Below are 972 nucleotides of genomic sequence, written 5' to 3'. Positions count from 1 at the left end.
TCCGGCGTCAAGGGCGGCGGCGATGAGCTGGCCGCAACCGTAGCTGTGGGCGCGCAGGGCGTTTTCCGGAGTCGGCTCCATGTGTGCCAGTCCGGAGGCTTGCGCCGTTTCGATCACCGCAGTGGCTCCGTCAAAGGCATTTTGCCGGATGGCCCACGCAGCGCCTACCGGCTTGAGGATGGGACCGACGACCGCATTGATCCGCTCTTCGTAGCCCGCCGCCACGGCTGCTTCCAGTGTTCCTTCGCCACCGTCGGCGATCGGAAACTGCGTCACCACGGCGTCCGGATAGACGCGCAATGCCCCCTCGGCCATCGCTGAGGCTGCTTCGGCGGCGGTGAGGGAGCCTTTGAACTTGTCCGGGGCAATCAGGATGCGCATGTTCCCATCCTGCCAGCGGGGCTAAGCTTTTCGCAGATTCGTGCGCGGAGATGTCGAAAACAGCCGGCGCCGTTCGTATAGAGGGTGAGACGCGGGCACGGTGCCGGCGCCACATCCCAAGGAGGAACAGTCATGCCACGTTATCTGCTCAGCATCTACCAGCGACGGCCCAGCCCCGGAGCCCGAAGTCCTCAACAAAATCATGGCCGATCTTGACGTCCTGAACCAGGAAATGCGCGACGCCGGCGCCTGGGTTTTCACGGGTGGCCTGCACCCTGCCAGTACCTCCACAGTGGTGCGTGTGAACGACGGCGAGGTTCTCACCACGGACGGCCCCTTCGCTGAGGCCAAGGAACACGTGGGCGGCCTGTGGGTGATCGAAGCCCCGGACCTGGACGTGGCACTTGGCTGGGGACGCAAAGCCGCCCAAGCCACCACGCTGCCTATCGAGGTCCGGCCGTTCGCGGGCTACCGGGAATAGTTTCCCCGTGGTCCATATTTCGGAGATCGCACGAATATTCCGTGAAGAGTATGGACGATCCGTGGCGGTCCTGGTCCGCGTTCTGGGCAGCATCGACGCCGCCGAGGACG

General features: G+C 64.5%; 2 protein-coding genes. One reads left to right on the top strand and one right to left on the bottom strand.

Features of this window, described 5'->3' with window-relative positions; all coding sequences use genetic code 11:
- Nucleotides 1-381 (bottom strand): glycerate kinase (locus AHiyo1_RS13485; protein ID WP_148667579.1); only part of this gene is annotated, 381 nt, incomplete at its 3' end.
- 100 nt (nt 382-481) lie between these two features.
- On the opposite strand from AHiyo1_RS13485, the gene AHiyo1_RS13480 reads away from it, so the two are divergent.
- The gene (locus AHiyo1_RS13480; RefSeq protein ID WP_253257325.1) at nt 482-862 is read left to right on the top strand and encodes a YciI family protein; all 381 of its coding nucleotides are present in this window, start codon (nt 482-484) and stop codon (nt 860-862) included.
- Nucleotides 863-972 lie beyond the last annotated feature (110 nt).

It is taken from the genome of Arthrobacter sp. Hiyo1, from assembly GCF_001263615.2.
Taxonomy (GTDB): domain Bacteria; phylum Actinomycetota; class Actinomycetes; order Actinomycetales; family Micrococcaceae; genus Arthrobacter.
Note: the sequence above shows the minus strand (reverse complement) of the source record. Positions and strands in the feature narration are given on the sequence as shown.